We start from the raw sequence: 21680 nt of genomic DNA on the forward strand, positions 1-21680 counted from the left end.
TTGTTGGGAACAACGGGAAGAACCCAAAGTAAGGAATAGATAGTGTCTTTCGGATCGGATAGTCCGTTCGGGGGTCCGCCGCGGCCCCAAGAACCACAACGACCTTCCAACCCTTCGGGCAAGAAAGCCTCGCCGCTGACCCTGACCATCTTCGCGGTGGTCATTCTCGTCGCAGTCTTCGTTTTCTTGTCGAATTTCTACGCTGATATCCTCTGGTTCAACCAGCTGGGTTTCTCCGAGGTCTACTGGACTGAGCGGATCTCCAAATTAGTGATCTTCCTGATCGCTTTGGTGCTGATGGCGGTTCCAATGTGGTTCTCGATGCGCAGTGCCTACAAGCACCGCCCTGTCTATGCGCCAAACTCGACCCGACCTGATTCCATGTCGCGCTACCAGGCCCAGCTGGAACCAGTCCGCCGATTCCTGATGGTTGGCATTCCATTGGTGATCGGCATTTTCGCTGCCGTTGCCGTGGCCGGACAGTGGCAGACCATCTTGCTGTTCTTCAACCAGGTCGGTTTCGGTAGCACTGACCCCCAGTTCAACATGGATCTGGGCTTCTTCGTTTTCTCCCTTCCATTCATCGCACTGGTCAACGGCTTCCTGATCTCGGTCGTGCTGCTCAGCGGCGTGGCTGGTCTGCTGACCCACTACCTCTACGGCGGAATCCGCGTTGAAGAGCGTGGCGGCATAACCGTTGGCAAGGCCGCTCGGGTGCACACCGCAGTTGTTGTCGGAGTCTTCTTGATCTTCCAGGCTGTGAACTTCTGGATCGGCCAGTACGAGACCCTCACCGACCAGTCCGGCCGTGTCGCCGGTGCACTGTACAAGGATGTCCACGCTGTCATCCCTGCACAGATGATTCTGGCCATTGTGGCAGTCCTTATCGCCATCACCTTCGTGATTGCGGCAATCAACGGTCGCTGGCGTTTGCCATTGATCGGCACCGCCATGCTGGTAGCAACGATGATCGTTGCCAGCGGCGTCTACCCGTTCCTGATCCAGCAGTACAAGGTGGTCCCTTCCCAAAGGGCGTTGGAGAGCGACTATATTGAGCGCAACATCGAAATGACGCGCTTGGCTTTCGGTCTCGACGATGTCGAAGTTACTGACTACGATGCGAAGATCTCGACTGAGAAGAATGCGCTGGCCGAGGAAACCTCAACCACCGCGAATATCCGCCTGCTGGATCCAAACCTGGTTTCGGCTGCTTTCGCGCAGCTGCAGCAGTTCCGCGGCTACTACACCTTCGCCGAGACCCTTAACGTCGACCGTTACGAGATCGACGGCAAGGTGGAAGATACCGTTATTGCCGCCCGTGAAGTGAACGTGGACCCAACCGACACGTGGGTGAACCAGCACATCAACTACACCCATGGCTACGGCCTGGTGGCTGCCTACGGTAACCGCGTGGCTGCCGGTGGTCGTCCGGACTTCATGCTCGGTGGCATCCCGACCTCCGGTGATTTGATTACCGACGAGGATTACGAGCCGCGGATCTACTTCGGTGAGAATTCTCCGTCCTACTCCATTGTCGGCGGGCCGGATGAGGGATGGACCGACCAGGAACTTGACCGTCCAGGTACCGGTGGCGAGAACCAAGACACCCGCTATACCTTCCAGGGCGATGGCGGTCCGAACGTTGGCAACATGTTCAACCGCTTGGTCTACGCACTGAAGTTCGCCTCCACTGACCTCTTGCTCTCACAGAACGTCAATAGCGAATCGCAGATCCTCTACGATCGTGATCCTCGCGATCGCGTGAGCAAGGTTGCTCCGTACCTGACGCTGGATTCCCAGGCGTACCCTGCCATCATTGATGGCCGCGTGCAGTGGATCATCGATGGCTACACCACCTCCAACGACTTCCCGTATTCGCAGCAGCAGCAATTGGACTCGGCAGTGACCGACTCGCTGACTAATGCGCAGGACCTGTCTTTGACCGGCCGCGTGAACTACCTGCGCAACTCGGTGAAGGCCACCGTCGACGCCTATGACGGAACGGTCAAGCTTTACGCCTGGGACACCGAAGACCCGATCCTGCAGTCCTGGCAGAAGGTCTTCCCTACGGCATTGAACCCGTTGGATGACATGTCGGCTGAGTTGATGGAGCACGTACGTTACCCTGAGGACATGTTCAAGGTGCAGCGCGAAGTGCTAACCACCTACCACGTGGACAACCCGGACGCGTTCTACGAGTCCAACGACGCGTGGGCTGTGCCGGATGATCCGACCTCATCCGCCGCTGGCGTGAAGCAGCCGCCATACTTCATGTCCTTGAAGATGCCGACCCAGGATGAAGCGTCGTTCTCGCTGACCTCGACGTTTATCCCTGCTGCCGCGGCCAACGGCCAGCAGCGCAACGTGCTCTTCGGCTTCCTTTCGGCCAACGCCGATGCCGGCTCCGAACCTGGGGCGAAGGCCGAAGACTACGGCAAGCTGCGCCTGCTCGAGCTGCCACGAGATACTGCGGTTCCTGGCCCAGGCCAAGCACAGCAGAACTTCGATACCAACACACGAGTGACCACTGAATTGAACCTGCTGCGTCAGGGTGCTTCGGAGGTCAAGAACGGCAACCTGCTGTCGTTGCCAGTTGGCGGCGGTATCCTCTACGTCCAGCCGGTCTACGTTCAGTCCTCGGGCCAGACCAGCTACCCGACCTTGCGTAAGGTTCTGGTTTCCTTCGGCGACAAGGTTGGCTTCGCCGATACCTTGGCAGAAGCGCTGGATGAGGTCTTCGGCGGTGAGTCCGGTGCAGTGACCGGTGAGACCGAAGGCGTTACGCCAGCGGAGGATCCAAAGGACGAGAATGAACCGGCCAAGACTGATACCCAGAAGCTCTCCGAGGCTCTGGCTGACGCGAATGAAGCCATCAAGAATGGCCAGGAAGCGCTGGCCAAGGGTGACTTCGGAGCCTACGGTGAATCGCAGAAGCAGTTGGAGGATGCCTTGACTCGTGCGATGGACGCAGATGCGGCCATCAATGGCACCGAGGTTGAAGGGGATGTGAAACTGGACGACGGACAGAATCCGGACGCAACCCAATCGCCAGCACCCCAGGACGGTGCTGAAGGCTAAGCAGCAGCACCAGCAGCCCGATTTGCTTTCACTCCGCGATGATGCAAGAATTGTCTAGTCATCGCGGGGTGGAGCAGTTCGGTAGCTCGCCGGGCTCATAACCCGGAGGTCGCAAGTTCAAATCTTGCCCCCGCCACGAATGGCAAAATGGAGATCCTAACGGATCTCCATTTTGCGTTAAGCTGCAAGTTGCCCGTTGCCGGACCAGTACCCGTGAATTGATGCGGGAAGCACCGTCAACCCATGTACGGGTAGGGGCGGTCGCCGGCATATGTGTAAGTTGGGGCCGAAGGCTGACGCAGTTCCAGGCCGACCGCAGGGCCCCGGGCGCTGGAAGGCCCGAGAATCTTCCCCTTGAGCGGGCTAGGGTGATTGCAGCAGGCTCTCAGGCACCTTGTGATGACGACTACCCGCCGGAGTGTGCAATCATGTGGCGGAAGACCTCTAGTATCTTTGAAACCCGGGTGGCGCCGGACCGAGACGTATGGATGTAGCCAAGGAGTAATTCGGCTCAGGCGCGGCATTTGGGCGCAGTGCGACAAAGGACACTCTTTTCGATTCGCTATTGAGTTCACCAGTTGGTAATGTTGAATTTACCGACGCGGGGTGGAGCAGTTCGGTAGCTCGCCGGGCTCATAACCCGGAGGTCGCAAGTTCAAATCTTGCCCCCGCCACGAATGGCAAAATGGAGATCCTAACGGATCTCCATTTTGCGTTAAGCTGCAAGTTGCCCGTTGCCGGACCAGTACCCGTGAATTGATGCGGGAAGCACCGTCAACCCATGTACGGGTAGGGGCGGTCGCCGGCATATGTGTAAGTTGGGGCCGAAGGCTGACGCAGTTCCAGGCCGACCGCAGGGCCCCGGGCGCTGGAAGGCCCGAGAATCTTCCCCTTGAGCGGGCTAGGGTGATTGCAGCAGGCTCTCAGGCACCTTGTGATGACGACTACCCGCCGGAGTGTGCAATCATGTGGCGGAAGACCTCTAGTATCTTTGAAACCCGGGTGGCGCCGGACCGAGACGTATGGATGTAGCCAAGGAGTAATTCGGCTCAGGCGCGGCATTTGGGCGCAGTGCGACAAAGGACACTCTTTTCGATTCGCTATTGAGTTCACCAGTTGGTAATGTTGAATTTACCGACGCGGGGTGGAGCAGTTCGGTAGCTCGCCGGGCTCATAACCCGGAGGTCAGAGGTTCAAATCCTCTCCCCGCCACGAAAGTGGAAACGGAGATCCGGAAGGGTCTCCGTTTTTGGTTTAACCGGACTTCTCGGACCGGCTCCAATGGGTGACCGTGGCGTTGATTTTATTTCGAGCTCATCAGATGGACCTGAAAAGTTATCCCTTCACCCCTGGGAGGGCCTGTGCAGGGTTGGGCGGTTTACCCCGCTTCACGAGCCAGAGGCCTCTTGGTGACGCAACGCACTATCCCAGGATTAGCCAAGTCATTCACTGATTGGTAATGTTGTATTTACCGACGCGGGGTGGAGCAGTTCGGTAGCTCGCCGGGCTCATAACCCGGAGGTCAGAGGTTCAAATCCTCTCCCCGCCACGAAAGTGGAAACGGAGATCCGGAAGGGTCTCCGTTTTTGGTTTAACCGGACTTCTCGGACCGGCTCCAATGGGTGACCGTGGCGTTGATTTTATTTCGAGCTCATCAGATGGACCTGAAAAGTTATCCCTTCACCCCTGGGAGGGCCTGTGCAGGGTTGGGCGGTTTACCCCGCTTCACGAGCCAGAGGCCTCTTGGTGACGCAACGCACTATCCCAGGATTAGCCAAGTCATTCACTGATTGGTAATGTTGTATTTACCGACGCGGGGTGGAGCAGTTCGGTAGCTCGCCGGGCTCATAACCCGGAGGTCAGAGGTTCAAATCCTCTCCCCGCCACGAAAGTGGAAACGGAGATCCGGAAGGGTCTCCGTTTTTGGTTTAACCGGATTTCTCAGGACGGCGCCAACGGGAGAGCGTGGCCAAGCGCCAGTAGGCACATGATCGACTTCCCGATGGGGGAGCAACTAATGTGTCCGCATTCACTGGGCCGAGGCAGACAGGCAGCGGACCCATGGCGTTGATTTTGTTTCGAGCCCGCCGGATGGTCCTGAAAAGTTTTCCCTTGCCCCTGGGGAGATGCCGTGGGGAGTGGGGCGATTTCCCTGCTTCACGAGCCAGGGGTCTCTTGGTGACGCAATGCACTATCCCAGGATTGGCCAAGTCATTCACTGATTGGTAATGTTGTATTTACCGACGCGGGGTGGAGCAGTTCGGTAGCTCGCCGGGCTCATAACCCGGAGGTCAGAGGTTCAAATCCTCTCCCCGCCACGAAAGTGGAAGCGGAGATCCGGAAGGGTCTCCGCTTTTGGTTTAAGCATTAAAGAAGTTGGCTGGCAATGCTTTCGCACTGCCAGCCAATTGACACAGTTCAGAGAGCAGAAAGTTTAGCTCTCCAAAGCATCGGTTTGTTTGGCCTTCAGAGCGGCCAGACGGGCTTCCACCTCGGTCTGCTCACCCAGATCTTCCAAAGACTCGAACTGGGAGTCCAGGCTTGATGCCTGCAATTCTGCAGCACCGCGAACGCGGGCTTCTTCGCGACGAACCTTTTCTTCGAAGCGACCAATTTCGCTGGACGGATCCATGATGTTCACGGACTTGATGGCTTCATTGACCTGGTTTTGAGCGTGTGCCGACTTGGAACGGGCGACCAGCTCGTCGCGCTTGCTTGCCAGTTCGGTACGCTTTTCCTTCATCATGTTCAAGCCGCTTTTGAGCTTGTCCACGATCTCGCGTTGCGAGGCGATCGTCGGCTCGGCGGTCTTCATCTCGGACTCTGCCTGCATCTGGCGCTGGATGGCGACCTTAGCCAAGTTGTCGAACTTCGAGGCATCATCGGCATTGCCTGCAACACGGAACTCTTCTGCCTTGTTGGATGCTGCCAGAGCCTTGTTGCCCCACTCGGAAGCTGCCTGCTCGTCTTCGCGGAAGTCGTCTTCCAGCATGCGCAAGTTGCCGATGGTCTGGGCAATCGCCTGCTCTGCTTCAGCAATATTGTCGTTGTAGTCGCGCACCATCTGATCCATCATTTTCTGGGGATCTTCAGCTGAGTCGAGCATTGCATTGATATTGGCCTTGGCCAACTGGGAAATGCGTCCGAAGATTGACTGCTTGATCATGGTTGGACCTTTCTGTCCGTCAAGAAAACACTATGAACTTGAAACCTTCTGGTGAAACTGGTCCGGCAAGCTAGAAGTTGCCGCCTCCTCCGCCTCCGAAGTCACCTCCTCCAAAGCCGCCTCCGCCGCCGCCGAAGCCACCGAAGCCGCCCCCGCCAAAGAAACCTCCACCGTCGCCGCCATCGGAATGACCGCCATGGCCTCCGCCGCCGAGGATGGTATTGATCAGGATGCCTCCGAGCATCGCGCCACCGATGCCATCAAACATCCCGCCCCCGCGGCCACGGCCGTAGTTCCCGTAACCGCGCGAGTCGCCGAAGCCGTCGAATCCGCTGACGTCGCTTTCGGCCATCTGCGCAGCTTGGTCAGCTAGCTGAATGGCACGCTGTGCGGAACCTACAGCACGCAGCGGATCGCTGCCAGAAAGCGAGCGCGCCTCATCGAAGGTGCGCTGCGCCTCAGCAAGGCGGGTTCGAGCTGAAGAGCGGACGCCGCCGCGACGGGCACGGATGTAATCGTCGGTACCGCTGATGCGCGACGCTGCGGTGTGCAGCAACGAATCCAGTTGTGCACGGGCTGATTGTTCCTGCTGGGCCTGGTTACGCGTACTTGAAAGAGCTTCTGAAAGCGGGCGAACGGACTCATCGAGCTGGGTGATCAAAGCCAGCGGGTTGTATTTGCGGCTGCTCAGTGCTTGCTTGGTATTCGCCAGAGTGCTTTCGACACCGGCCGCTGCGCTGGAAAGGCGGGGATTTGCTCCGTTGCCCAGGAAGGCGTTCGCTTGAGCCAGGTCGCGTTCGGCCAGCGCGATTGCGGACTTCAAGTCTTGCTGGGCCTGCCCCAAGGCTTCGCCAGCCTTGTTGATGGCCTCGAGCAGCACATCGGCCTGGTCGTGGGCTTCTTCCGCATTCTGGATCAAGATCGCGGCATTGGATCGGTCAGTGGCCAGTTTCTCTGATGCCTGCTTCAAGGCGGAAGAAGCAAAGGTCAGGCGCTCGGCGGCCTGGTCAGCGTTGTCCTTGATCTGCGATACTGCGCTGGCATCATATTGGCCGGCAAGGCGTTCCAAGTCTGCCACGCGGGCCGACAGCCTCTGGTTGAGCGGTTCCTGGTTCGCCGATACCTCAGTAATGCGATCCTCGGCATTCTGCTCCAGCTGGCGCAATTGCTTGAACTCGTCGGCATGGGCCTGCAGGGAACTGTTGACCTTCTGGCAACGGTCGATGATTTCATTCAACCATGACCGCTGATCTTGCTCGGTATCGGGGATATCGTCATCCAACTGCTGCTGCAGCCGGAAAGATTCAGTCAGGTGGTTCTTGGCTTGTTCAATATCCTCCACATAGACCTGGACAGCCTGCTTGCCGTATTGTGCTTCGGCGAAGCCCAATTCTTGCTGCGAAGAACGGATCGAGTCATCTGCAGCCACCAGCAATTGGTCTGCCTGCAAACGGAGCTTGTCCAGGGGGACCAGCTGCTGCTGCGGAGCAGGGGCGCCGTACTGTCCTGGGTGTTGGCCTTGGCTCTGGCCGAGTTGCGCGGTCTTCTTCTTGCTGCGCCGTGAAAGGAAAAGGAACCCAACCACAGCAACGGCACCAATGGCCAGGACGACGGTTAGGAAACCTCCGCCAGAGGATGAACCATCTGGGCTGCCTCCACCTTCAACGCTGCGCATGCCAGCGATGGCCCCCTCGACTGCACCGGCCCAGTTTTTCTCACTGAGTGCCGGGCTGATTTGGCTGCTGTAGATTTCAGTATCGGCTTTGGCAATCGGACCGCCTTCGGCGCCAGCAAAATATGCTTGCCGGGTCTCGGTTGCCACCACCAGGATGGAGTCGGCGCTGCCCAGACCCTTTTGGTTGGCAACTTCGGCGGCCCATTGATCTGCCTGGCCTGGGTTGGAGAACTCGTCGACGAATATCGCAAACAGGTTTAGTCCGGTATTGCTGCGAAGTTCTTTAATCTCGGATTCCAAACGCGCTTCGTCGGAACCGAGCACGCCTGAAGAATCGACGACGAAGTCGCCAGGTGGAATCGTTACAGGCGATTCAGCCATCGCAGGTGCCGATAAGCCGAAAGAGGCTACCGTTGCCAATATTGCTCCAGCAATGAGCCGTCGAGCTTTCATACGCATGTCTTGTTCCCCACCTGAAATGCATCAGTCAATCTAAAATCGGGAGAATCCCGACCTGGTGATCCCCGAGATTGGGTTCACACTTATGATTGATTCTATTTGCCCTAATGAACAACGTCTACGACATTCAGCTGGCAGAATAGTTAACTCACAGCCGGTGCTCAGACACCACAATTCGATGCCACAGACCAGAGTTGGATAATAGAACTCAAGAGATTCGACAGTTCGAAAGAGGCAAGCCATGAGCCAGACACCGAATGAGCCACGTGGGAACGATGCGGGCGATTCAGCAGAGCCAAATAACGACACCAATAACGACCCGATTGCTTCGGCCGAACCTACAGTGCGCTACCCGCGAGTGAATCAGGCTCCAAGCGCCAGCGAGAATCCAACCAGCGTTTACCCCGCGCCGTCCGTTGACAGAACGCAGAACTCGGCCCACTCCCACGGACAGCACTCCGATGCCCAGCAAGTCCAGAACGGCTCTCCCTACGGTTCCCCTTACGGCCCTCCGTCCAACGAGCCTACGAACTACCCGATTCCGCCCGAGAAGCCTTCCAAGGACAAGAAGTCCTTCTCGGGCAGCACGCTCATCGCCGGAATGGTTGCCGCGGCCTTGGTAGGTGGCGTCACTGCCGCTGGCACGACATACCTGATGAATGACGACGCGGGGTCCTCCTCGGTGAGCAGTTCGCCGCGTGAGGGCGTGGTGATCAACAACCCGGACAAGGTCACCGAAGTCACCGCGGCTGCCGCCAAGGCAAGCCCCAGCGTGGTGACCATCGAGGTTTCCGGCAACGGTTCCGGCGGTTCCGGATCGGGCATCGTCATGGACAACAAGGGCAATATTCTGACCAACACCCACGTGGTTACCCTGGGTGGCGAAGTTGCCAATCCCAAAATTTCGGTCCAGATGAACGACGGTTCGGTGCATAGTGCCACCGTGGTAGGCACCGATCCTCTATCGGACCTGGCAGTCATCAATATCCAGGCCGACGGCCTGGTACCTGCCACCGTGGGTTCCTCGGCCGAGCTGAATGTCGGGGATACCGCTGTCGCCATCGGCGCACCGCTGGGTCTCAGCGGCACCGTCACCGACGGCATCATTTCCACCCTGAACCGCACCATCTCCATCGCTTCTTCGGCCGTTCCGAAGGAAAGCGACCAGAGCGAGGGCGGGGATGGCAACCAATTCAACTTCCAGTTCCCGGGACAGGAACAAGAGCAGCAGCGTTCAAGCGGTTCGATCTACGTAAACGTCATCCAGACTGACGCGGCGATCAACCACGGCAACTCCGGCGGCGCATTGGTCAACGCCAATGGTGAAATCATCGGTGTCAACGTTGCTATTGCCTCGGCAGGCAACAGTGAAGAAGGCGGCTCGATTGGCGTGGGCTTCGCGATCCCTATCGACTACGCGAAGCGTGTTGCCCAGGAACTGATCGATAACGGCGTGGCTACCCACGGCCTGCTCGGAGCCACAGTGACCCCGCAGGGAGCAGCCGGATCCAACCAGCAGAACGCTTCGGCGTTCTCGGTGGGTGCCCGCGTTGTTGAAATTAGCCCTGACTCGGCAGCTGATAAGGCCGGACTGAAGTCCGGTGACGTGATCACCGGTGTCAACGGCCGTGCAGTCCAGGACTCGCAGACCGTGACCGCGGCCATCCGCGAGATTCCAGCCGGGGGAGAAGTGGAAATCAGCTACCTTCGCAATGGCAAGGAACAGACCGCAACAGCAACTGTCGGAGCGCTGTCAAATAACTAAACAAATCGTCATGATGACGCTGTGAAACAAGTGACGCGGGCTGGTGATCGACTAGCCCGCGTCACTTGTTGATCTGAGAGCGATAAACACCCGGTGAACTGCATTGTGCCGATACGATAGACACTGAAGGAATTAGCCTGCCCGGTGCCCCCGCACCGGTGCGGGCATCGAAGCTCGTAGGAAGGCGCGAATGAGCGAGGAAAGCACCACTCCACTGAAAATAGTGGTCCTGGTCAAACACGTCCCAGATGTTCAATTTGACCGTCATATCGATTCGGGAACGCTGCGCCTTGACCGTGCAGAATCAGTACTCTCCGAACTTGACGAATACGCCGTGGAAGCTGCTGTTTCCATCGTGGAAGCCAACGGCGGATTCGCCGCCGGGCATGAAGTCATCGCCGCGACCATGGGCGGCAAGGGATCGGGCAACTCCGTCAAGAAGGCCCTGCAGATGGGTGCCAGCTCAGGGCTGCACCTGAACGATGACGCCTTGGCCGGTTCCGACACCATCGCCACGTCGAAAGCGCTTGCGGCGCTGGTTGAGCATGCCGGCAACGTGGACCTGGTTATTACCGGCATGTCCTCGACCGACGCTGAAACCTCGGTCGTTCCAGCCCAGCTCGCAGAACGGCTGGGCTTTGCGCAGCTGACTCACGCGCTGGCTGTTGAGTTCGATGCCGCACAGCGTGAACTGGCCATTAAGCGTGATCATCAGGATCGCACTTTGACCCTGAAGGCGAACCTGCCGGCAGTGCTTTCGGTCACCGACCAGGCCAACGAGCCGCGCTACCCGAATTTCAAGGCCATCATGGCTGCCAAGAAGAAGACTGTCACCGAGCTGGACCTGGCCGCTATCGGCCTGGATGCAGCCGCGGTCGGCGCCCTCGGCTCGAACACCGAAGTTATCGCAGCTGAAGCCCGCCCTGCGCGCGAAGCAGGAACGGTCATCAACGACAGCGGCCAGGCAGGCATCGCCTTGGTTGATTTCTTGGCCGAACAGAAGCTGATCTAAGGAATATTGAACATGCCTTCAGCACTAGTATTTTTCACTGAGCTTTCCGCGGCTCCCTCCAAAGCCCAGCGCGAACTTCTGACCCTGGTCTCTGGTTTCGAGAACCCGGCCGTGGCCGTTGCCAACCAAGTCAGCGACGAAGCCCAGCAGGTTCTCGCTTCCTACGGCGTGGTGAAGCTATTCACCGCTTCCGGCGATGCCCCAGTTTTCGGCCAGCACGAAATTTCCGTGCTTGACGCAGCCGTGCAGGCTACTGCCGCCGAATTGGTCTTGCTTTCTAACGACAATTTCAGCCGTGAGCTCGGTGCCCGTCTGGCTGTGCGCCGCAACGGTGCGATTATCACCGACGTCATTGGCATCAGCGGGGATCTTGTAGCTACCAAGGATGAACTGGCAGGAAGCTACAGCGTTCAGGCCAGGGCAACCAACGGCACCCTGTTTGCCACCTTGAAGCCGAACAGCATCGAAGACGCGCCAGCGGCCTCCAGCACCGCCCTGGCAGTTGAGGAATTGGCTTTGGAGAACTCCAACGATGCCAAGGTCCGGATTGCTGCGGCGGAGGCCAAAGTCGCAAGTGATCGACCTGCACTGACCGAAGCGCGCGTCGTGGTTGCTGGTGGTCGTGGTGTCAACGGAGACTTCGGCCCGGTTGAAGACCTTGCCGATGCCCTGGGAGCTGCCGTGGGCGCTTCTCGTGCAGCTACCGATGCCGGCTGGATCTCGCACGATGCGCAGATCGGCCAGACCGGTGCCACCGTCGCACCGCAGCTGTACATCTCGGCAGGCATCTCGGGAGCGATCCAGCAGAAGGCCGGAATGCAGACCAGCAAGTTCATCATCGCGATCAACAAGGATGTCGACGCCCCGGTGTTCGAAATCGCAGACCTGGGCATCGTTGGTGATCTGGCCAAGGTCCTGCCGCAGGCCGCCGAAGAGATTCGACGTCGCAAGGCATGATCGATACAGCGCAATTCATTGGTGCAGGCTCCCAACGGGTCCTGGCCTTCGGCGCCCACCCCGATGATCTGGACTTTGGGGCAGCCGGGACGGTAGCGGCCCTGACCGCAGCTGGGGCAGAGGTTCAGTATTGCATCATGACTGACGGCGACGCCGGCGGTTTTGATGACCGGGATCCTGAGGAAACGGCTAAGCTGCGGCACGAAGAGCAGAAACAGGCCGCCGCCAAGGTAGGTGTGAAAACCGTTCACTTCCTTGGCGAACGCGACGGCTTCCTGGAAGCCAACCACGATGTCATGCGCAAGGTGGTCCGGCTGATGCGCCAGGTGAAGCCAACCATCGTGATTGCGATGCACCCCGAGCGCAAGTGGGATCGGATACAGGCTTCGCACCCAGACCATCTGGCCTGCGGTGAAGCGGTCACCCGTGCGATCTACCCGGCGGTCGAGAATCCGTTCTCCTACCCGGAGCTGCTGCATGGCGAAGGGCTGGAAGCCTACAAGGTGCCTTGGCTCTGGTTGTGCGGGGCTCCGCAGGAACGAGAGAACGCCTACGTGGACATCACCGGATTCTTCGATAAGAAGATGGACGCCTTGCGTTCGCACTTCACCCAGCACCCGGATGTTGCCGCCATGGAAAACTATGTTTTGCAGCAGTGCGAGGAAAACGCCGAGCGTGGCCAGCTGGGGAAGGGCAAGCTTGCCGAAGCATTCCACGCGGTTGCCGTGAACGCGCACGACACGATAGCCGGGTTCTGAGAATCCAGCAAAGAAGACCGGATAAAAGTTCGGGGCGAAGATCAAGAATTGATCTTCGCCCCGAACTTTTTGGCTGGCCAGAGGTGAGTTGCTAGCTCTCGTCTTCCGTTGCCTGGTCTTGAGCCAGTGGCAGGTCGACCGATGCTTCAGCATCTTCAGATGGAGCGTCAGGGATCTTGGATCCCTCAATGGTGATGTGGAGGGCAATCACGTCTTCAGCTGGAGACAGCCCAGCCGCGGCATCTTCACCGGTGCTGGAAACGATCACGGAGACGCTGCCGGACTCATGCACTGCCCATGCAACGTACTGTTCCGAACCGTCCAGGGCTGGCAGCTCGGAAAGCTCGACGCCCACAGCGCTTTCGGACTTCGACGAGCTGAGCACCGCTTGGCCGCCGCTCTTCAATTCGACGGTCTCGGTGACTGCATCGTCGGCCTTGGATGCCTTGGACGCCTTGGTGCCTCCATTGAGCAGGGAGAAAATGACCACCGCTAGGACAACGATGATGGCAAGTCCCGTGACGGCGAAGATCCAGCGCTTAGGCTTCTTCTTGGCTGCACGTGAACTGCTGGCCACTTGGCTCACCAGATCTAGTCCCAGGTTCTCGTCCTGGGGCTCGTCGCGGTGCTGAGAATGGCTACCGTTCATTGTCTTGGATTCTCCCGAAATGTAGTCGGCACAGTTCAATACCCGAAAACTGCGGGTACAGACTCGAGCCTACTTTATAAAGATTAGGTAAAGCTGTATGCGTGGCGCGGGCCAGCTGGTACTTTATGCGCCAGCGAAGCCGTGCTGGCGCCACGCTTCGAAGGCAACCACCGAAGCGGTATTGGCCAGATTCATTGATCGGCGGCCTGGAAGCATCGGCAAGCGGACCAGGTCGTTGATGCGCGGATGCTTCTTGTCTTCTGCGCTCAAGCCAACCGATTCACGGCCGAAGAGCAGGATGTCGCTGGCCTCGTAGCTGATATCCGAGTAGACAGTAGTTCCTTCGGATGTGAAGGCAAAGACCCGGCCTTCTCCCAGTGCTTCAAAGGCAGCGTCAAGATTTTCATGCACCGTGACGTAAGCCAGATCGTGGTAGTCCAATCCTGCGCGACGCAGGTTGGCATCCTCGAAGTTGAAGCCTAATGGCTTGACCAAATGCAGTTCTGCGCCGGTGATGGCGGCTAGTCGGATAGCGTTGCCGGAATTACCCGGGATCTCTGGGGCATTGAAAACGATACGAAACACTCAACCAGTTTAAGCTCTCGCCAGCAAGAAATAGGCCATTGACCTTAGTACATCGCTTCACGTAACTGCGCCAAGGCTAGGCGATCGACGACATTCGGCGATGGGCCAGAGCCCAAGAAGAGTTTCAACTCCCGAATCAATCCCGCCGCATTGAGCACATTCGGAGTCGAAGCAAGTGTTGGATCGGCATTGCGCCGGTACTCAATGACCGGTTCGTGGTGATTGCCGTTGGCAGAAAGCACCAAGGTGAACGCAACTACGTTCATCTGCATGAATTGCCGTTGCAAACCGGAGATGGAGAACTGCGGAGGCTGCGTCAGCTTATTGCCGTGGCGCAAGACATTGCCATCAAAGGAGTAATAGCCATCGGGCAGAGTCATCGTGTTGATCACCGCCATGCGGTAACCGGCAATCAGCACATGATCGTAGTGCCCCGACGCGGGCGAACGCAGGCCGTTGACCAAACGGGCCGCTGGCAAGATATTCAGGACGTTCTTGGAAAGCAGGTTGATGGTCTGCGCCTCGCGGATCAGCCGTGCACGGTTGGAGAACAAACCGCGTTTTCGGGGTTCTCCATGCACGCGCTGCTCACAGACTTTTCTGTCCAGCAACGTAGGAGACGAATCCGAGAACGGCGGAACATATTCGGTGGGCAACTGCGCCTTGGGCTGCTGAGGGCTCTTGCGCAGGCGCTCGTCAAAAGGACGGGTGCTGAACCCGGCACGTGGAGCGTTGCCCGGAGACTGGAAGGTCTGCTCATAACCCAGCGGAGACGCCATCTCGCTGAGCTGCTGGAAAGCGCGCTGTACTTCTTTGAACTTTTCTTCGCTGCCACCGAGATCGGGATGGGTCGCGCGAGCGGCCCTTCGGTAAGCAACCTTGATATCTTCCATGCTCGCAGTAGGCGCGACACCAAGAATTTCGTACGGGCTTGGTGTACTCATTGAACGGAGGAATCCTCTCGGTGAAAAAGACCGGATGGCCAGTGTTCCCCAGTTTAGCGAATCCAACCCAGCAAATTCTTTGTAGAAGCGTCAAGTTGCTGGGTAATCTCTATGGTCATGAGCTCGTTTGGTCGCACCGCAAAAATCCGCATCATCTTCCACCCCGACTCAGGCCGAGGCCGGGGGATGCGCCTTGCCCAGCAGCTTGCCCACGCGCTTGGCAAGCTCGGGCTGGAACATGGGCTAGTCGATACTTCAGAGACGAGCGTGGAACTGGTGGGGGATCAGCTCAGAGCTTCGAGGGCGATCGTCATCATTGGCGGTGATGGGCTGATCCACCACTGCATCCAGCACGTTGCGGGAACTTCGATTCCCATCGGTGTCATCCCCGCAGGCAGCGGCAACGACTTCTGGCGCATGACAGGGGACGCGAATGCCGAAGAATCCTTGGCCAAGGTGATTGCGTTTTGCAAGCAGCCGGGAGCAACTATGCCCATTGACGTGCTGGAGCTGCGGTTTGACCAGGCCGGCAGAACACCGCGCTATGCACTGGGTGCCGTGTCCTGGGGATTTGAAGCCACCGTCAACGCGAAAGCCAACGCGTTGCCGCGCCAGCTGGGAGCACTGCGGTATATCGCCGGCTTGATCCTGTGCCTTCCCCAGCTGCGCGGATGCCCCAGCGAGGTGAGGGCCGACGGGCTGCGATTCAGCGGAAGCGTCCTGGCCGCCAGCGTCGCGAATATCAAGTCCCTTGGTGGCGGCATCAAGCTCTTCCCGCATGCTGATTTCACCGACGGTACCGCGGAATTGGCTATCGTACGCGGACCAAATATTCTGCGGGTCCTTCCGTATCTGGCAAGGATCCTCACCGGAGCGCCGCATCCATGGAAGGTCAGCGCAAACCTCACGCGGGCCCGCATCGAGACATCCCGGGACAGCTATGCTGACGGGGAATGCATGGGGGCCGGGTCCTTTGAGCTAGCTGTTATTCCCGCGGGGATCCAGCTGATTTCCTAAGTCGATAGTCGCAGAAGAGCATGCTGTCCTCTTCAAACAAGGAATGCAGCTCGAAGGCGTGGAACCCCTGCCGATCGTGAACCGCTATTCTCATGCCATCACCTGCCACAAGGACAGGGGAGTAGCTGATGCAAACCGAATCCACCGCGCCAGCCGAGGCGAACTGCCCAAAAACGTGAGGACCGCCTTCAGCATGGATGAAGCCATATCCCTTGGAATGCAGATAAGCGATGATTTCGGTCGGATCACACCCGCCCTCGGTTTCGGAAACCTGCACGAGAGTGGCATTGGGTCCAAATGACCGACGCTGTTCGTCAGTGACCTGAACGCTGGTGAAAAGCAGGACCGGAACCGGGGATTGGGCAAACACCGGGGCCGTTGGCTCCAGATGCAGTCCTCGTGAAATGAGCGCCAGCACGGGCTGTGGCGGCAGGCCATGCTCGATACGCCACGCCATGTCCTCCGCGGACAGGAGCTGGCCTTCGTAGCCCTCGGCACGGACCGTTCCAGCACCCACCATGATCACGTCGGCAAGCCGGCGCAAGAGTGCGAAAACCCTCTGATCGCCAGGAGAGCCCAATGCCTTGGAGAGCCCATCAACCTGGGCACTCCCGTCGATGCTGCTGACGAAGTTGAAACGCACGAATGGGCGATGCTCGCTGGAATAGCGTTCAAGCAGGAACTGGTCATCAACCTGATCTGCTGGTTGGGGAAGCAGGGCACGCATCTGGGAAACTCCTTACTTGCTGACTTCGGGTTCTGGGTGCGCAGGAGGATTGACATCCCCCATGTTGTGTATCTGGTAGACAGGCTCCCGCCACCCTTGTGCTGCTTCGAGCAGGCGTACTGTCTGCACCGATTCAGGAATATTGTGCATCCGCAATATGCGGGCACCGTTCATGGCACAGATCGTTGCTGCCACCATAGAACCAACCATGCGCTCAGCCTTCGGCAAGTTCAAGGTTTCACCGATGAAGTCCTTGTTCGAGACCGCTGCCAAGGCCGGATAGCCCAAATCGGCAAAGGCCTGGAACCCAGCGGTCAAATCCAGAGTGTGGCGGGTGTTCTTGTTCAGGTCGTGCCCTGGATCAACAATGATCTTTGCCGGAGAAACACCAGCGTCCAACGCAATCTGGATTTTCTCCAGCAGATACTGGCGGATCTCGGCCACCACATCGTCGTAGCTAGGGCGCGGGTAAACGGTGCGGGGCTTGGCTAGCGAATGGGTGATCACCACATGCACGTTGTTCTTGGCTACCACCCGGGCCAAACCGGGATAGGAAAAGCCTGTGGTGTCATTGATGACATCAGCGCCGGCATCAATGGCAGCCTGCGCCACCTGTGGATGGAAAGTGTCTGCAGAAATAATCACCGAACTGCGGCTACGCACTTGATGGATAACCGGCACAATTCGCTCTGCTTCCTCCTGCCACGGGAGCTCCGGGCCCGGAGAGAAGGGGACTCCACCGATATCCACCCAGTCAGCACCTGCCTCGACCGCACGCATGGCAGCGGCCACAGCATCATCCAAGCCAAAGGTCGACCCGGCATCGTAGAAAGAATCCGGGGTGCGGTTGATCACGGCCATCACCGCGATCCGCTGTGAGAAATCCAGGGAGCGCTGGGAGAAATCATGGACTGGAACCAAGAAATCAGGCTTGAACATGCAGGAAGGCTCCCTTAGCTGGAATCGACACGTCATCAGTTGTTCCTCTATTCATACCACCGACCACGGTTCGGAGGAGGAATCCGCCCGCTGCTCTCGCTAGGCTTGGACCATGCAGTTTTCACACCTCTCCGCAGCCCACGGGCAATGGATCGCCGCAGCTTGTGCATCAGCCGACCCCAGCACGGTAGTAGCCCAGATCCCGCATGGCTACGAACGCTACGTCCGCATCCTTCACCCAGCACTGGATGAAGATGACCAGTTGGTGCGCTGGGAGACGGTGGCACAGAGCCGCAAGCACATCATCACCGCCGCGGATCTTTTTGAAACCGTGGCCGGACTGGACGCGCAAGGCAATCCTGCGACCGAAGACGCCTGGGTAGATACCGACCTGCCGCTGGACCAGCTCCCGGAATCGCAATGGCAAGCACTAGCCGCCGAAATGGTCCGGGTTTCTGCCAAAGACCAGAAGTTCGTGGTGGGCTTGTGGGCCGGTTATGCATTTATCGAGGGCGGAGAACGCATACAGATTGAGCGCGAGCCGGATCCTGCATTGAGCGATGACGAGAACCAGCGGGTGTACGAGTTGGCGCTCGCCGAGGCGCAGAAACCTGCCTTTGGCCCCGAGATCATCCAGGCAGAACCGTTCGACCTGGGTGGCGGATACCGGAACTACCACCTGTTCGAAGCGGACGCGGAGTTCCTGGCGCAGCCCGAATGGGCGAGAACTGCCGACGGCGCCCAACGCCAGCGCCCGGCGCTGGCGTTTGCGGCGGACCATTCCTGGATGCTGTCGACTGAACCGTTTGATGATTGCACCATCCTGGGTGGTCCTGCTTCATTGATTGAGGCGGTCTTGAACAATCCGGCGCTGGAGGCCATTGAGGTTGGCCAATTCACACGGATCGGCCATTCAAACTAGGGCGCCCCACCCCGTACCATTGAAGTGTTATGAAAACTTCCGCCGTATACCTGGATCACGCGGCAACCACCGATCTGAATCCAGCAGCTCTGGCTGCCATCACCGAACAGTATTCCCGCACCGGAAACCCGTCTTCTTTGCATGGGGCCGGACGTCGCGCCAACCGTGCGGTGGATGATGCCCGCCAAGCTATCGCCATGGCCGCCGGGGCGCACTCCAGCGAATTGATCTTCACATCTGGTGGGACTGAATCGGATAACTTGGCGCTGAAGGGACTGTTCTGGAACCGCGTGGCGGCCAATGAACAGGCGCGTGCCATCGTGCTCACCGGCATTGAGCACCACGCGGTCCTGGATACGGCTACCTGGCTGCAGGACCATGAGAATGCCACCTTGCTGTGGCTCGCCGTGGATGAAGACGGTGTCGTTGATCTGCAGGCGGCCGAAAAGCTATTTGAAGAGCAGCACGAGCAGATCGCTTTGGCCACCTTGATGTGGGCCAACAATGAAGTCGGCACCGTTCAGCCGATCCGTGAATTTGCTGCCCTAGCTGGCAAGTACGGGGTCCCGGTGCATTCGGATGCGGTGCAGGCCTTTGGTGCGCTCGCGGTCGACTTCGGCTCCTCGAATCTGGCCACCATGGCGATTAGCGCGCATAAGATCGGTGGCCCGGTAGGCATCGGCGGGCTACTGGTTCGCCGCGATATTGTGCTCACCCCGGTCCAGCACGGCGGTGGACACGAACGCAAGCTGCGATCGGGGACTTTGAATGCTGCCCACGCGGCCGGCTTTGCCGCCGCGGCTACCGCGGTGCGTTCTGGATTGCGGCAGGAAGCTGCGCGGCTGAGCGAACTGCGTGAATACGCGATTGAGAAGATCACCGGCTTGATTCCGGAAGCGGTGCTGAACGGACCACGGGACCAAGGCAATGAGGGCAAACGCCTCCCGGGCAATCTGCACTTCACCTTCCCGGAATGCGAGGGGGACTCCTTGCTATTCGGCTTGGACATGGTTGGCATCGCATCATCCACCGGTTCGGCGTGCACCGCTGGTGTTCCGCAGCCTTCGCATGTTTTGCTGGCTATGGGACGCGATGCGCGCACCTCGCGCAGTGTGCAACGCTTCACATTGGGGCATACATCCACACGCGCCGACGTTGACGCATTATTAGAGGCTTTGCCCCAAGCGTATGCTCAGGCAAAGAAGGCTGGCATGGCAGCCGATGAAAGCAGCATCCACACGGCAGGAACAGGTTTTACACGATGAAAGTACTAGCAGCGATGTCCGGAGGCGTGGACTCGGCGGTAGCCGCGGCCCGCGCAGTTGAAGCCGGCCATGATGTGGTCGGCGTGCACCTGGCCCTGTCTCGCATGCCGGGGACCCTTCGCACCGGTTCGCGCGGTTGCTGCACCTTGGAAGACTCCAATGATGCATGGCGTGCCTGCGACAAGCTGGGCATCCCATACTACGTCTGGGACTTCTCGGACCGCTTCGCAGAAGACGTGGTGCAGGACTTCGTGGATGAATACGAAGCTGGCCGCACCCCGAATCCCTGCATGCGATGCAATGAGAAGATCAAGTTCGCTGCCTTGCTGGAAAAGGCATTGGCCCTGGGCTTCGACGCGGTATGCACCGGGCACTACGCCAAGGTGCTGCGCGATTCCGAGGGCAACCCGGAGCTGCACCGAGCCGCAGACTGGGCCAAGGACCAGTCCTACGTTTTGGGCGTGCTGACCCACGAACAGCTGGAACACTGCATGTTCCCGCTAGCCGAGACTCCCTCCAAGGCGGAAGTTCGCGCCGAAGCCGCAGCGCGCGGACTGACCGTGGCGAACAAGCCAGATAGCTATGACATCTGCTTCATTCCCGATGGCGATACCCGCGGTTGGCTGGCTGAACGCATCGAGATGAAACCAGGCGAGATCGTTGACCATGAGGGCAACCAGCTCGGTGAGCACGAAGGCGCCCAAGCCTTCACGGTTGGCCAGCGCAAGGGTCTTCGACTGGGTCGTCCGGCCGCCGACGGCAAACCGCGCTTCGTCTTGGAAATCCGTCCGAAGGACAACAAGGTCATCGTCGGTCCAGAGGCCCTGCTGGCTGTGGACCAGCTGCGCGGCATCCGCATTTCCTGGGCTGGCCTGCCGATCGCTGAAGTTTTCAGCGGAGACAAGTTCGACTGCATGGTGCAGGTGCGCGCGCACGGCGATCCGGTCGCCGCGGTAGCCCACATGGAGCGCTCGGAAGAAGGCCGCGACGAGTTGGTTGTCAACCTTCCCGAAGGCATGCGTGGAGTCGCGCCGGGCCAGACCATGGTCGTCTACCAGGACAGCCGCGTGCTGGGCCAAGCGACCATCGATTCTGCTCGTTCCAGCGAATGGGACTCCAGCATGGTCAATTAATTAGCCATCCAAAGAAACCCTTGGTCCAGTTCAAGATAATGAACTGGACCAAGGGTTTCTTCGCGTCGTGATTCAAGTTAGACGAACGGCTGGTTGCAACGGAGCTCGGCGGCCATCCGCTTCGGCCGTGGGCGTCCGGCACGTATTCGCCCGGCATTGCCGGCGATTACCGGTGGTGTGTGGGATTCGGCCTGTCTTCAAGGGCCGCTTGGGGCTTGCTGGCTCACTGCATTGGTTCGACCCTCTAGGTCTCGCTATTGAATTGGGCTGCCGACCCTGTTGCGCCACCGGATGCCCTGGCTTCCAATGCGCTCGCTGCGATGTTCTCGAGAATGCTCACCAGCGGTAGCTGGGCGGATAGGGGCGCATCGTCCAGAACAACGGATCATTCCAGTCGGCAGAACCAATTCGTACCAATCCGGAAGGCCTCAACGAGCTAGATGCCCGAGGGGCTCGGGTGGCAGTACTCAAGGCCTTCGCAAGCTCCGGCCGACGGCCGGTGCGTGGACCCTGCACTGGACGATGCTGGACTCTGTCTGGTTGCCCGCTGCTTGCATTCCCGCGGTGGAAATGACGCACAGGGGGATGAACCGAGCGAAGAGCACGAGCTTGCGCGACGGGGGGGTGCC

Annotated in this window: 16 protein-coding genes and 6 tRNA genes; 15 read left to right on the forward strand and 7 right to left on the reverse strand. The window is 58.9% G+C overall.

Features of this window, described 5'->3' with window-relative positions:
• Window positions 1-42 precede the first annotated feature (42 nt).
• The 7 genes from ACNPM8_RS07355 (at window position 43) to ACNPM8_RS07385 (ending at window position 5396) form a co-directional block, all read left to right on the forward strand.
• Complete coding sequence (locus ACNPM8_RS07355) at window positions 43-3078, forward strand: UPF0182 family membrane protein (RefSeq protein ID WP_400342176.1); 3036 nt, start codon at window positions 43-45, stop codon at window positions 3076-3078.
• 62 nt (window positions 3079-3140) lie between these two features.
• Window positions 3141-3214, forward strand: a tRNA-Met gene (locus tag ACNPM8_RS07360).
• A 464-nt stretch (window positions 3215-3678) separates the two neighbouring features.
• A tRNA-Met gene (locus ACNPM8_RS07365) sits at window positions 3679-3752 on the forward strand.
• A 464-nt stretch (window positions 3753-4216) separates the two neighbouring features.
• A tRNA-Met gene (locus ACNPM8_RS07370) sits at window positions 4217-4290 on the forward strand.
• 263 nt (window positions 4291-4553) lie between these two features.
• Window positions 4554-4627: transfer RNA gene (locus tag ACNPM8_RS07375), tRNA-Met, on the forward strand.
• Between the two features lie 263 nt (window positions 4628-4890).
• Window positions 4891-4964, forward strand: a tRNA-Met gene (locus ACNPM8_RS07380).
• Window positions 4965-5322: 358 nt separating this feature from the next.
• Window positions 5323-5396, forward strand: a tRNA-Met gene (locus ACNPM8_RS07385).
• 116 nt (window positions 5397-5512) lie between these two features.
• Here the strand turns inward: ACNPM8_RS07385 and ACNPM8_RS07390 are convergent.
• Together ACNPM8_RS07390 and ACNPM8_RS07395 are read right to left on the reverse strand one after the other, a co-directional pair.
• Window positions 5513-6244, reverse strand: a complete 732-nt coding sequence (locus ACNPM8_RS07390) for a PspA/IM30 family protein (protein ID WP_105656844.1) — start codon at window positions 6242-6244, stop codon at window positions 5513-5515.
• Between the two features lie 70 nt (window positions 6245-6314).
• Complete coding sequence (locus ACNPM8_RS07395) at window positions 6315-8300, reverse strand: TPM domain-containing protein (RefSeq protein WP_448939557.1); 1986 nt, start codon at window positions 8298-8300, stop codon at window positions 6315-6317.
• Window positions 8301-8619: 319 nt separating this feature from the next.
• Between ACNPM8_RS07395 and ACNPM8_RS07400 the strand changes: the two genes are divergently transcribed.
• The 4 genes from ACNPM8_RS07400 to ACNPM8_RS07415 all read left to right on the forward strand — a co-directional run bounded on the left by ACNPM8_RS07400 (window position 8620) and on the right by ACNPM8_RS07415 (window position 12870).
• Entirely contained in the window at window positions 8620-10143 is a 1524-nt protein-coding gene (locus tag ACNPM8_RS07400) for a S1C family serine protease (RefSeq protein WP_448939558.1), read from the forward strand.
• A gap of 190 nt (window positions 10144-10333) precedes the next feature.
• Window positions 10334-11155, forward strand: a complete 822-nt coding sequence (locus ACNPM8_RS07405; RefSeq protein WP_332485956.1) for an electron transfer flavoprotein subunit beta/FixA family protein — start codon at window positions 10334-10336, stop codon at window positions 11153-11155.
• 12 nt (window positions 11156-11167) lie between these two features.
• Window positions 11168-12112: an electron transfer flavoprotein subunit alpha/FixB family protein gene (locus ACNPM8_RS07410; protein WP_448939559.1), complete on the forward strand. Its 945-nt coding sequence runs from the start codon at window positions 11168-11170 to the stop codon at window positions 12110-12112.
• Window positions 12109-12870: a PIG-L deacetylase family protein gene (locus tag ACNPM8_RS07415; protein WP_448939560.1), complete on the forward strand. Its 762-nt coding sequence runs from the start codon at window positions 12109-12111 to the stop codon at window positions 12868-12870. Before ACNPM8_RS07410 ends, ACNPM8_RS07415 begins: the two co-directional genes overlap by 4 nt.
• 91 nt (window positions 12871-12961) lie before the next feature.
• Here the strand turns inward: ACNPM8_RS07415 and ACNPM8_RS07420 are convergent, their stop codons facing one another.
• The 3 genes from ACNPM8_RS07420 to ACNPM8_RS07430 all read right to left on the reverse strand — a co-directional run bounded on the left by ACNPM8_RS07420 (window position 12962) and on the right by ACNPM8_RS07430 (window position 15048).
• The gene (locus ACNPM8_RS07420; protein WP_448939561.1) at window positions 12962-13519 is read right to left on the reverse strand and encodes a hypothetical protein; all 558 of its coding nucleotides are present in this window, start codon (window positions 13517-13519) and stop codon (window positions 12962-12964) included.
• A gap of 123 nt (window positions 13520-13642) precedes the next feature.
• On the reverse strand, window positions 13643-14104 hold the full coding sequence (locus ACNPM8_RS07425; protein ID WP_105656838.1) for a tRNA (cytidine(34)-2'-O)-methyltransferase: 462 nt from the start codon (window positions 14102-14104) through the stop codon (window positions 13643-13645).
• A gap of 44 nt (window positions 14105-14148) precedes the next feature.
• The gene (locus ACNPM8_RS07430; protein WP_448939562.1) at window positions 14149-15048 is read right to left on the reverse strand and encodes a DnaJ domain-containing protein; all 900 of its coding nucleotides are present in this window, start codon (window positions 15046-15048) and stop codon (window positions 14149-14151) included.
• Window positions 15049-15165: 117 nt separating this feature from the next.
• Here ACNPM8_RS07430 and ACNPM8_RS07435 point away from each other — a divergent pair, with 117 nt between their 5' ends.
• Window positions 15166-16065, forward strand: a complete 900-nt coding sequence (locus ACNPM8_RS07435) for a diacylglycerol/lipid kinase family protein (protein WP_448939563.1) — start codon at window positions 15166-15168, stop codon at window positions 16063-16065.
• On the opposite strand, the gene ACNPM8_RS07440 is transcribed toward ACNPM8_RS07435, so the two are convergent.
• The gene (locus ACNPM8_RS07440; protein ID WP_105661497.1) at window positions 16034-16792 is read right to left on the reverse strand and encodes a pyrimidine reductase family protein; all 759 of its coding nucleotides are present in this window, start codon (window positions 16790-16792) and stop codon (window positions 16034-16036) included. The two genes, ACNPM8_RS07435 and ACNPM8_RS07440, sit on opposite strands and share 32 nt — an antisense overlap.
• Window positions 16793-16804: 12 nt before the next feature.
• Entirely contained in the window at window positions 16805-17731 is a 927-nt protein-coding gene (gene folP / locus ACNPM8_RS07445) for a dihydropteroate synthase (RefSeq protein WP_448939564.1), read from the reverse strand.
• A 112-nt stretch (window positions 17732-17843) separates the two neighbouring features.
• Between folP and ACNPM8_RS07450 the strand changes: the two genes are divergently transcribed.
• From ACNPM8_RS07450 to mnmA, 3 genes are read left to right on the forward strand one after another with little or no spacing between them, the layout of a single operon-like run.
• Window positions 17844-18653 (forward strand): hypothetical protein, encoded by an 810-nt coding sequence (locus ACNPM8_RS07450; protein WP_400288311.1) that lies wholly within the window; start codon window positions 17844-17846, stop codon window positions 18651-18653.
• A 29-nt stretch (window positions 18654-18682) separates the two neighbouring features.
• Window positions 18683-19918 (forward strand): cysteine desulfurase family protein, encoded by a 1236-nt coding sequence (locus tag ACNPM8_RS07455; protein ID WP_448939565.1) that lies wholly within the window; start codon window positions 18683-18685, stop codon window positions 19916-19918.
• Window positions 19915-21051: a tRNA 2-thiouridine(34) synthase MnmA gene (mnmA, locus tag ACNPM8_RS07460; RefSeq protein ID WP_105656831.1), complete on the forward strand. Its 1137-nt coding sequence runs from the start codon at window positions 19915-19917 to the stop codon at window positions 21049-21051. Before ACNPM8_RS07455 ends, mnmA begins: the two co-directional genes overlap by 4 nt.
• Window positions 21052-21680: the final 629 nt, after the last annotated feature.

Source organism: Glutamicibacter sp. AGC46 (assembly GCF_053543715.1).

Excerpts from the sequence above, each read along its gene's own strand:
- ACNPM8_RS07390 (WP_105656844.1), bottom strand. The coding sequence starts at position 6,244 with ATGATCAAGCAGTCAATCTTCGGACGCATTTCCCAGTTGGCCAAGGCC.
- ACNPM8_RS07395 (WP_448939557.1), bottom strand. The coding sequence starts at position 8,300 with ATGGCTGAATCGCCTGTAACGATTCCACCTGGCGACTTCGTCGTCGAT.
- ACNPM8_RS07400 (WP_448939558.1), top strand. The coding sequence starts at position 8,620 with ATGAGCCAGACACCGAATGAGCCACGTGGGAACGATGCGGGCGATTCA.
- ACNPM8_RS07405 (WP_332485956.1), top strand. The coding sequence starts at position 10,334 with ATGAGCGAGGAAAGCACCACTCCACTGAAAATAGTGGTCCTGGTCAAA.
- ACNPM8_RS07410 (WP_448939559.1), top strand. The coding sequence starts at position 11,168 with ATGCCTTCAGCACTAGTATTTTTCACTGAGCTTTCCGCGGCTCCCTCC.
- ACNPM8_RS07415 (WP_448939560.1), top strand. The coding sequence starts at position 12,109 with ATGATCGATACAGCGCAATTCATTGGTGCAGGCTCCCAACGGGTCCTG.
- ACNPM8_RS07420 (WP_448939561.1), bottom strand. The coding sequence starts at position 13,519 with ATGAACGGTAGCCATTCTCAGCACCGCGACGAGCCCCAGGACGAGAAC.
- ACNPM8_RS07430 (WP_448939562.1), bottom strand. The coding sequence starts at position 15,048 with ATGAGTACACCAAGCCCGTACGAAATTCTTGGTGTCGCGCCTACTGCG.
- ACNPM8_RS07435 (WP_448939563.1), top strand. The coding sequence starts at position 15,166 with ATGAGCTCGTTTGGTCGCACCGCAAAAATCCGCATCATCTTCCACCCC.
- ACNPM8_RS07440 (WP_105661497.1), bottom strand. The coding sequence starts at position 16,792 with ATGCGTGCCCTGCTTCCCCAACCAGCAGATCAGGTTGATGACCAGTTC.
- folP (WP_448939564.1), bottom strand. The coding sequence starts at position 17,731 with ATGTTCAAGCCTGATTTCTTGGTTCCAGTCCATGATTTCTCCCAGCGC.
- ACNPM8_RS07450 (WP_400288311.1), top strand. The coding sequence starts at position 17,844 with ATGCAGTTTTCACACCTCTCCGCAGCCCACGGGCAATGGATCGCCGCA.
- ACNPM8_RS07455 (WP_448939565.1), top strand. The coding sequence starts at position 18,683 with ATGAAAACTTCCGCCGTATACCTGGATCACGCGGCAACCACCGATCTG.
- mnmA (WP_105656831.1), top strand. The coding sequence starts at position 19,915 with ATGAAAGTACTAGCAGCGATGTCCGGAGGCGTGGACTCGGCGGTAGCC.